General features: G+C 38.8%; 11 protein-coding genes. All 11 read right to left on the bottom strand.

Annotated features, from left to right (window positions below):
* Nucleotides 1–242: 242 nt before the first annotated feature.
* Nucleotides 243–1,727 (bottom strand): lysine--tRNA ligase, encoded by a 1,485-nt coding sequence (gene lysS, locus V7097_RS09295; protein WP_438824218.1) that lies wholly within the window; start codon nucleotides 1,725–1,727, stop codon nucleotides 243–245.
* Nucleotides 1,728–1,877: 150 nt separating this feature from the next.
* Nucleotides 1,878–2,879 carry a tRNA dihydrouridine synthase DusB gene (gene dusB, locus V7097_RS09290; RefSeq protein WP_335703325.1) on the bottom strand — a complete coding sequence of 334 codons (1,002 nt, stop codon included), beginning with the start codon at nucleotides 2,877–2,879 and terminating at the stop codon, nucleotides 1,878–1,880.
* A 38-nt stretch (nucleotides 2,880–2,917) separates the two neighbouring features.
* Nucleotides 2,918–3,130 carry a helix-turn-helix domain-containing protein gene (locus V7097_RS09285; RefSeq protein WP_335703324.1) on the bottom strand — a complete coding sequence of 71 codons (213 nt, stop codon included), beginning with the start codon at nucleotides 3,128–3,130 and terminating at the stop codon, nucleotides 2,918–2,920.
* Nucleotides 3,082–3,606 (bottom strand): 2-amino-4-hydroxy-6-hydroxymethyldihydropteridine diphosphokinase, encoded by a 525-nt coding sequence (folK, locus tag V7097_RS09280; RefSeq protein ID WP_335703323.1) that lies wholly within the window; start codon nucleotides 3,604–3,606, stop codon nucleotides 3,082–3,084. The genes V7097_RS09285 and folK overlap by 49 nt, the downstream gene beginning before the upstream one ends.
* Nucleotides 3,599–3,967 carry a dihydroneopterin aldolase gene (gene folB, locus V7097_RS09275; protein WP_335703322.1) on the bottom strand — a complete coding sequence of 123 codons (369 nt, stop codon included), beginning with the start codon at nucleotides 3,965–3,967 and terminating at the stop codon, nucleotides 3,599–3,601. Before folB ends, folK begins: the two co-directional genes overlap by 8 nt.
* The gene (gene folP, locus V7097_RS09270) at nucleotides 3,967–4,815 is read right to left on the bottom strand and encodes a dihydropteroate synthase (RefSeq protein WP_335703321.1); all 849 of its coding nucleotides are present in this window, start codon (nucleotides 4,813–4,815) and stop codon (nucleotides 3,967–3,969) included. Before folP ends, folB begins: the two co-directional genes overlap by 1 nt.
* Nucleotides 4,816–4,858: 43 nt before the next feature.
* Nucleotides 4,859–5,458, bottom strand: a complete 600-nt coding sequence (gene pabA, locus V7097_RS09265; protein WP_335703320.1) for an aminodeoxychorismate/anthranilate synthase component II — start codon at nucleotides 5,456–5,458, stop codon at nucleotides 4,859–4,861.
* A gap of 213 nt (nucleotides 5,459–5,671) precedes the next feature.
* Nucleotides 5,672–6,601 carry a cysteine synthase A gene (gene cysK, locus V7097_RS09260; RefSeq protein WP_335703319.1) on the bottom strand — a complete coding sequence of 310 codons (930 nt, stop codon included), beginning with the start codon at nucleotides 6,599–6,601 and terminating at the stop codon, nucleotides 5,672–5,674.
* 111 nt (nucleotides 6,602–6,712) lie between these two features.
* On the bottom strand, nucleotides 6,713–7,636 hold the full coding sequence (locus tag V7097_RS09255) for a peptidyl-prolyl cis-trans isomerase (RefSeq protein ID WP_335703318.1): 924 nt from the start codon (nucleotides 7,634–7,636) through the stop codon (nucleotides 6,713–6,715).
* Nucleotides 7,637–7,656: 20 nt separating this feature from the next.
* Nucleotides 7,657–8,535, bottom strand: a complete 879-nt coding sequence (gene hslO / locus V7097_RS09250; RefSeq protein ID WP_335703317.1) for an Hsp33 family molecular chaperone HslO — start codon at nucleotides 8,533–8,535, stop codon at nucleotides 7,657–7,659.
* Between the two features lie 39 nt (nucleotides 8,536–8,574).
* The gene (locus V7097_RS09245; RefSeq protein WP_335703316.1) at nucleotides 8,575–9,348 is read right to left on the bottom strand and encodes a type III pantothenate kinase; all 774 of its coding nucleotides are present in this window, start codon (nucleotides 9,346–9,348) and stop codon (nucleotides 8,575–8,577) included.
* Nucleotides 9,349–9,431 lie beyond the last annotated feature (83 nt).

Here is a 9,431-nt window from a genome sequence, read left to right as displayed (position 1 = left end):
TTTTCAAAGAACTTTTTTGTTGCTCTCTCGAAGCAACTTTCTAATAATATCATCTATCTTTTTGATAGTCAATAACTTTTTTTATTATTATTTTAATTCGTTGCCACATCTCAGCGGCAGATATTTAATATACCACCTTGAAAGTTTTAAGGCAAGATTTTTTAGAAAAAAATTATATTAGAAAAGTTTTCCAATTAAAATACATAAAAAAACAGAGTGGAAATCCACTCTGTCTTCATAACTTATTTATGACGCATTTGCGGGAACAGTAATACATCTCTTATAGAAGGAGAATTCGTTAAGAGCATAACAAGTCGGTCTACTCCGATTCCTAATCCACCTGTTGGTGGTAACCCGTATTCTAATGATTCAACAAAATCTTCGTCCATCATATGAGCTTCGTCATTACCTTGCTCTCTTTCTTTTAGCTGAGCTTCAAATCTTTGACGTTGATCAATTGGGTCGTTTAATTCTGTAAATGCGTTGGCATGTTCACGACCCACTATGAATAGCTCGAAGCGATCTGTAAATCTAGGATCTTCTGGATTCTTCTTCGCAAGTGGAGAGATTTCCACTGGATGTCCATAGATAAATGTTGGTTGAATAAGCTTGTCTTCAATCTTTTGCTCGAAGAACTCATTCACAATGTGACCGTATTGCATATTGTCATTAATTTCAACATTATTTTCTTTTGCAAGTTGTCTTGCTTCTTCTAGGCTCATTTCCTTCCAGAAATCTACCCCTACGTATTCTTTAATTGCATCTACCATGTGGAGTCGTTTCCACTCTGGGTTGAGGTCAATCTCGTTTTCACCATAAGTGATCGTTGTAGTTCCTAGTACTTCTTGAGCAATATGGGCAACAAGGTTCTCTGTAAGGCTCATGATATCTTTATAGTCAGCGTATGCTTCATATAATTCGATCATTGTGAATTCAGGGTTATGGCGGGTTGAGACACCTTCATTACGGAATACCCTGCCAATTTCATATACCTTTTCTAATCCACCTACGATTAGGCGCTTAAGGTGTAGTTCAATCGCAATACGCATATATAATTCAATATCTAATGCATTATGATGTGTAATAAATGGTCGTGCTGATGCACCGCCAGGGATAGAATGCATCATTGGCGTTTCTACTTCTAAATAACCGTGATCATCTAAATAACGTCTCATCGCTCTGATGATTTTACTTCTTGTAATAAAGGTTTCTTTACTTTCCGGGCTCATAATTAAGTCAAGGTAACGTTGGCGATAGCGTTGTTCAACATCTTTTAATCCATGGAATTTGTCGGGTAATGGTCGTAATGCCTTTGATAAAATTTCAAATGAAGTAGCTTTAATAGAAAGCTCTCCTACTTTTGTTTTGAAGACAGTACCTGATACACCAACAATATCCCCAAGGTCTGCTATATTGAATATCTCATACTGTTCTTCTCCAACTGCATCAAGACGTACATATAGTTGGATTTGGCCAGTTAAGTCTTGGATATGAGTGAATCCAGCTTTCCCTTTACCACGCTTTGTCATAATACGACCAGCAATCGTTACACTGATTTCCTTTTCGTCCAATTGTTCTTTTGTAAATCCATCATATAAGTCGATAAGTTCGCGTGTACTATGTGTTCTTTCAAATCTTTTACCGAACGGGTCGACTCCCATTTCACGTAATGTATGTAACTTTTCTCTTCTGACAATCAATTGGTCATTTAATTCCTCATGATTCATTTTCATCAACTCCTATTTTGTTACATGATCTATAATAAAACGAATGCTTATAACTTGTCCTATTCCAATATAAACTTAAAGCAGAAAAACTGCCAGCGAAAACTGGCAGTAGGCTACTTACGGGTATTATAGTGTAGCGAACTTTTGATGTCAAACAACCTTCTCACTGTTTTGTTGCTTTTCTTCTTCATCTTCAACAAAGCTTTGTAAAAGTGACACTACTTCATTTCGTGTATTACAGTTGTTGATCTCAATCCGAACTTTTGCGCTACCACGGATTCCTTTTAGGTACCACGCGGCATGCTTTCTAAATTCCCTTACCGCAATCTTCTCATTCTTCAAATTTATTAAACGATCTAAGTGAAGAATGGATACATCAATTTTCCCTCTTACTCCTGGCTCTTCAGTTAGTTCACCAGATTCTAAATATTTAACTGTTTGATAGATCATCCATGGGTTTCCGAGTGCCGCACGGCCGATCATGACACCGTCACAGCCTGTTTCATCAAGCATACGTCTTGCATCCTGCGGAGTTTTAACATCTCCGTTGCCGATTACAGGGATATTTACAGATTGTTTAACTTGTTTAATAATATCCCAGTTTGCATGGCCCTCATACATCTGTAGACGTGTTCTTCCATGTAGAGCTACTGCATGACCACCCGCACGTTCTACGGCTTGGGCATTTTGAATAGCAAAAATATGCTCGTCATCCCAGCCCATACGCATTTTTACAGTAACAGGCTTGTCTACTGCGTCAACTACCGCTGAAACCATTTCATATATTTTATCTGGGTCTAACAGCCACTTTGCTCCCGCATCACATTTCGTAATTTTTGGTACAGGACATCCCATATTAATATCAATAATATCAGCAGTTGTGTTTTTATCGACAAACTTAGCTGCTTCTACTAGTGTTTCTTTCTCGCCACCAAAAATTTGAAGGCTTAGTGGTTTCTCACGTTCATCTATATAGAGCATTCCCATTGTTGTTGCATTTTTATATAGGATTGCTTTATCACTTACCATTTCCGCACAAACCAATCCTGCACCGAATTCCTTAACAGTTAGTCGGAACGCGGAGTTACAAACTCCAGCCATTGGAGCAAGAACAACTTGGTTTTTCATTTCGATGTCGCCTATTTTTAACAAGGTGATCCTCCTTCCTCATTTTCTTAGTAATCTATATACTAATCTAACCCTTTTGGGGTTAAGTCTTCGAGTGGTACTTTTAGTATTTCTGCAACCTCTTGTAAAAATGTTTTACTTGGCATTCGTGTTCCCCGCTCTACTTCCCCAACAAGGGATACGGATACCCCAAGGTCTTTTGCTAGACTTTCTTGAGTATAACCTTTCAACTTTCGAAAAGCACGAATACGTCTTCCCCACTTCTCCGCTTCCATATACGTACACCTTCTCTGTCTTGTAATTCATCTAGTAGTAAGGATATTGGTTTCGTTACTGCTGGAATTTGTAGGTTCTGGTCTATTTCAGCCAGTGGTACCAGAACAAATGCCCTCTCTGTCATTCGGGGATGTGGAACGATAAGACGCTCTGTTTCAATATTCTCATGATCATAAAGCAATATGTCAAGATCTAACGTCCTTGGACCCCATCTTATTTTCCTTTCCCTTCCAGACTCGAGTTCAATTTTTTGTAAAACCTGCAGCAAATCAATTGGTGATAAATCAGTATTAACTTTAATTACCATATTTAAAAATAGATCTTGATCTTCATATCCAACAGGATCTGTTTCATAGATTGAAGAAAAATCATTAATCATTATGTCTTGGTCTTGAATCGCTTTTAGTGCAGAACGTATATATATTTCCCGTTTCCCTATATTCGTTCCCAAGGCGATATATGCCGTATTATTCATGGTGTCGACTCCTTGTGATTTCAACAGCAACTGATTGGAGATGCCCGGGGATGGGCGGGTCTGGCTTTATGACTTTAATTGTACAGCTTGAGACCAGTGAAAAATGCTTCAAAATTTCCGCGGCAATTTTTTCAGCAACGGCTTCTAGTAGTTTATATGGTTTTCCCTCAACAATTTCTCTACATAGATTGTAAAGCTCTCCGTAGTGAACTGAATAATCTAGATTATCAGTCTCCCCCGCTTGTTTGACATCCACTTCCACCATTAGGTCGACAAAAAAGCGTTGACCTAATTTGGTTTCTTCCGTAAACACTCCATGATAGCCGTAAAATTGCATTTGGTTCACATAGATTATATCCATTATCGTATTTCACCTTTACCAACGAGAATATCCATCATTTTAGCCAGTCTTGCATTGACTTTCACATTATGGACTCGAACGATTTCACAGCCTTTTTGAATACCAAGACAAGTAGTGGCACCTGTTGCCTCATCTCGTTCCTGTGGCGGTAAATCAAATATTTGACCGATGAAGGACTTCCGTGAGGTTCCTAAAAGTACTGGATAACCTAGTTCACAAAAACGGTCTAGTTGCCGAATTGTTTCAACATTATCATCTAAGGTTTTAGCAAAGCCCACTCCTGGGTCTAGAATAATATTTTCATCTTTAACACCAGCAGCCTTTACAATTTCAATACTCTCTTGTAGGTCGATAATCATATCATCGATAAGATTTTTATAGTTTTTATCATCTCTATTATGCATCAAGATAATCGGCACATCATAGGCTGCCGCAACTTCTGCCATTTTAGGGTCAGCTTTTGCACCCCAAATATCATTGATGATATGAGCTCCCGCTTCAATCGCTTGCTTAGCCACCTCTGATTTATATGTATCGATTGATATCGGTACGTGAACTTCCGTTGCCAACGCCTTGATAATTGGAACCACTCTAGCAATCTCTTCCTCATCAGAGATTCTTTCATGTCCTGGTCTTGTTGATTCACCGCCAACATCAATAATATCTGCACCATCATTGACCATTTGTTTGGCGTGGTGAATAGCGGCCTCTAGGTCAAAATAAGAGCCGCCATCAGAAAATGAATCAGGTGTGATATTTAGAATCCCCATAATCATTGTCTTTTTGGAAAAATCTAATTGATACGGACCACATGTTATCGATGGTCTTTTGATTCTGTTTTGATCCATTTTTCAATCTCCTTTTTCACTGTTTACCTAGGCAAGTCCTATGTTATTTGAGTGGCACTGTTTCATTTTCACTTCTGATATATAATCTAATTACATTATTAATTAATTGTTTTCCTGCTGTAGTCATAATCGATTCCGGATGAAATTGAACACCCTCGATTGGGTATTCTTTATGGCGTATTGCCATGATTTCGCCAGCATCTGTTTCTGCTGATATTTCAAAGCACTCCGGAAGTGTTTCTTTTTTTACGATTAAAGAATGATAACGAGTTGCTGTAATGGTGCGTTCCATCCCTGAAAAAATGGTTTTCCCATCATGCTTAATTTCAGATGTTTTCCCATGCATAAGCCTTTGGGCTTTAATTACATCCCCTCCGAATGCTTGGGCAATCGATTGATGACCAAGGCAAACACCAAAGATTGGTATACGACCTGCAAAATGAGAAATCGTCTCCAGGCTTATTCCTGCCTCATTCGGTGTACAAGGTCCGGGTGAAATCATAATTAAATCCGGGTTTAGTTGTTCAATTTCCTGAATTGTGATCTCATCATTTCTTTTGACGATGATTTCTTCTCCTAATTCTCCAACATATTGTACTAAATTGAATGTAAACGAGTCATAATTATCAATCATTACGATCATTCTAGCTCACCTCATACTCAAATTTTTTTCTCACTCTACTTACTCAGCTCTTTGTTTAACTCTAGATCGTCTTAGATTTAAATGATGGTTACTTCATCCCTTAACTCTATTTCTATATTTTACATGATATACCCTTACTGGTACACCTTTGAATAGAAAAAAGAGCCTTCTCCTATTAGGATAGACTCTTTAAAATATTAACAAATATTATTATTATTGCTCGTCAAATTGATAAAGAACTGTACTTAAGTAACGCTCACCATTGTCTGGGACAACAGCTAGTACTTTCTTGCCTTTACCTAATTTTTTCGCAACCTGCAATGCTGCGTAAATAGCTGCTCCGGAAGAAATTCCTACTAGGAGTCCTTCTTCTTGGCCCGAACGGCGTGCATACTCAATTGCCTCTTCGTTTTTCACCGTAAACACTTCATCATACACTTCTGTGTTTAATACGCCTGGTACAAAGTTTGCACCTATACCTTGAATTTTGTGCGGGCCTGGCTTTCCGCCAGAAAGAATTGGTGAATCAGCTGGTTCAACCGCTACAATATGAATGTTTGGATATTTCTCTTTTAATACAGGACCTGCACCAGTGATTGTTCCACCAGTACCAATCCCTGATACAAACGCATCTAATTGATCGCCCATTTGCTCAGCAATTTCTTTACCAGTTGTTAAACGATGAACTTCTGGGTTTGCTGGGTTGTTGAATTGTTGTGGCATGAAATAACCGTGTTCCTTAACAAGCTCTTCCGCTTTGTTAACGGCACCTCTCATTCCTTCAGCACCCGGCGTTAAAACAAGCTCAGCACCATAAGCACGTAAAAGGTTGCGACGCTCCATACTCATTGTATCTGGCATAACTAAGATTGCTCTTAGACCTTTAGCAGCAGCTACCATTGCTAAACCAATACCAGTGTTTCCACTTGTTGGCTCAATAATAGTATCACCAGGCTTTAATTCACCTTTTTTCTCAGCTGCTTCAATCATTGATAAAGCAATTCTATCCTTTACACTGCTGCCCGGGTTAAAGAACTCAAGCTTCAAATAAACATCTGCACTATCTTCATCAACTAAGTGATTTAGCTTTACTACTGGAGTTTGACCGATTAATTCATATATTGAATTTGCTACTCTTGCCATGATTCCACCCTCAATCCCTACTATTTTTATTGGTTTTATCTACAATTTAGCAATTATTACCTTAAAAGTCAACGAATTTACTACGAGCAAATTGTGAATTTCCCCCAAAAATTACTGATGATTTTCAAAGAACCATTTGACACCAAGCTCTTTCCAGAAAGGCTCTACTGATATCGCTCCATTCATTTGGTCAATAGCAATTTGGCGCTTGATTTGGTCCTTAACATCATCATAAGAATAGGTTACCGCTTCAATTACTTCATGGAGAATAATGACCGCAAAGCCACCTTCCACCTCGATAGGCTCACTCCATTCATTTGACTTTAACTTACCAGCTACCTCTAAATAGCTATCCGGAGCATAGCCATTCTCCTTATTTGCAAATCCGAGTTCTCCACCCCGATTTGCTGAAAATTCATCAGTAGATTTCTCCATCGCAAGTGCTGTGAAGCTTGATCCATTTTCTAATTCATGACGTACTTGTTCAGCCGCATCTTTTGTTTTCACGACAATATGAGAAATGTGGTAAGACTTTGGAATTTCATATAAATGCTTGTTTTCCTCATAGAAATGTTTCATTTCTTCCTCAGAAATAACCGCGTCCTTTGTTAAGAGCTCTTCTAATAAAATGCTCAACTCAATTTGCTCTTTCCAATGCTCATCATCAATATTCTCATGATCGATAGTATTATACATTGTCTTGATTAACGTCAATTCACGGTCAACTGCATCCTCAGACAAAGCGATGTCATGCTTTTTAGCCATTTGACGAACAACTTCCTCATCAATCATTCCCTCTAAAATTTGTTTCCCATATCTGTCTTCAAGCTCAAGTAACCATTGTTGTCTTGTAATGGATGTTTCTCCGACTGTAGCCACTACCTCTTCTTCCCCGCTTGCAACTACAGACTTAGTCGCCTCAATCGTCTTTTCCTCAGACTTTCCTCCTGATTGACCAGTCACAAAGTACACAACAGACAAACAGTTCGTGATAAAGAGAGCACCGATAATTGACAATAATACCTTTTTATTCATTTTTCCCATCTCCCATTACCTTACTTTGCTTGGTCTTTTAATTCTATTAATTCATCTTTAGAAAAATGATATTTTTCGTTACAAAAATGGCATTGTGCCTCTGCTTTTCCTTCTTCCTCAATCATAGCTTCGATTTCTTCAGTTCCTAAGCTTATGATGGCACTCTCAATCCGCTCCCTTGAGCAAGGACAAACAAAGGATACCGGCATTTTTTCAAGAACTTTAAGATTTTCCTCGCCAACGACCTCGGCTAAAATATCTTCAGGTGTAAGCCCCTTTTCAATCATTTTGGAGATCGGTTCGATTTCCTGAAGTCTTTTTTCGATTAGCGTAATAGTTTTCTCATCTGTACCAGGCATAAGCTGAATTAGGAAGCCACCAGCAGCTAAAATGGAGTTGTCTGGATTCACTAAAACCCCTACCCCAACAGATGATGGAGTCTGTTCAGAAGATACTAGATAATAGGTAAAATCCTCGCCTAGTTCTCCTGATACAATTGGAACCTGCCCAGAGAATTGGTCCCTCATGCCGACATCCTTTACAACTGTTAAGGTTCCGTCTGTTCCAACAGCTCTTCTCACATCAAGTTTCCCATGTTCATTTAAATCAAAATGAGTTTGCGGGTTCGTCACGTATCCTCTTACTTCCCCTTTTGCATTTGTATCAACGAGAATAATCCCGATTGGACCGCCACCTTCAATCTTAATGCTGAGCTTAACCTCTCCCTTTAGAGTTGCTCCTAACATCACTCCTGCTGTCATCGTTCTTCCAAGTGCTGCAGATGCAGTAGGCCATGTATAATGGCGTCTTTGAGCCTCGGCAACTGTTTCTGTTGAATTTATTGCATATGCACGAACCTGTCCATCATAAGCTAACGCTTTAATTAAATAATCACTCATTTTATTACTCCTTTTCGTGTCATCACATCTGATGTATTTTTAATTAGTATCTTTATTACGTTGATAAATAAGCTGTAACCCTTTTAGGGTTAAAAATGGATCGACAACATCAATCGCAGTTGATTCAGCTGAAATCAGTGGAGCAAGTCCACCTGTAGCAATGACCCTTGGTTTCTCCGCGGCTTGGGCTTTAATGCGGGCGACGATACCTTCAACCTGACCAACGTAACCAAATAATATACCTGCCTGCATAGCACTTACAGTGTTTCGCCCAATCACACCTTCTGGACGAGCTATTTCGATTCTTGGTAGCTTTGCAGCCCTAGAATACAAAGCCTCTGTTGAAATTGCAATTCCAGGTGCGATTGCTCCACCCATATATTGCTTTTTCTCATTTATGTAGCAAAAAGTAGTGGCCGTACCAAAATCAACAATGATAAGTGGACCTCCATAAAGATGGATTCCCGAAACAGCATTGACAATTCGGTCTGCCCCCACTTCTTTAGGGTTGTCGTATTTAATATTTAACCCCGTCTTAATGCCGGGTCCCACCACTAAAGGCTTCATTCCAAAATACTTTATGCACATTCGTTCAAGTGCAAACATAATCGGCGGCACGACGGAGGACATAATAATGCCATTAATATCCTGAAAGGTTAATCCTTCATGTGCTAAAAGAGATTTTATAATGAGGCCATATTCATCCTCTGTTTTATTTCGGCTGGTTTCGATTCTCCAATGATGCTTTAAGTCATCATTTTCATATACCCCTAAAACCATATTTGTATTCCCTACATCAAAAACAAAAATCATGTGGTACCCCCTACCCCTGACTTCTAACCTCGCTTAATGGAAACATCATACCACACCTCGTTTTTATTATTCCACAATTAAAG

Source organism: Bacillus sp. JJ1562, assembly GCF_036962705.1.
Classification (GTDB): Bacteria; Bacillota; Bacilli; order Bacillales; family Bacillaceae_L; genus Ferdinandcohnia.
Note: the sequence above shows the minus strand (reverse complement) of the source record. Positions and strands in the feature narration are given on the sequence as shown.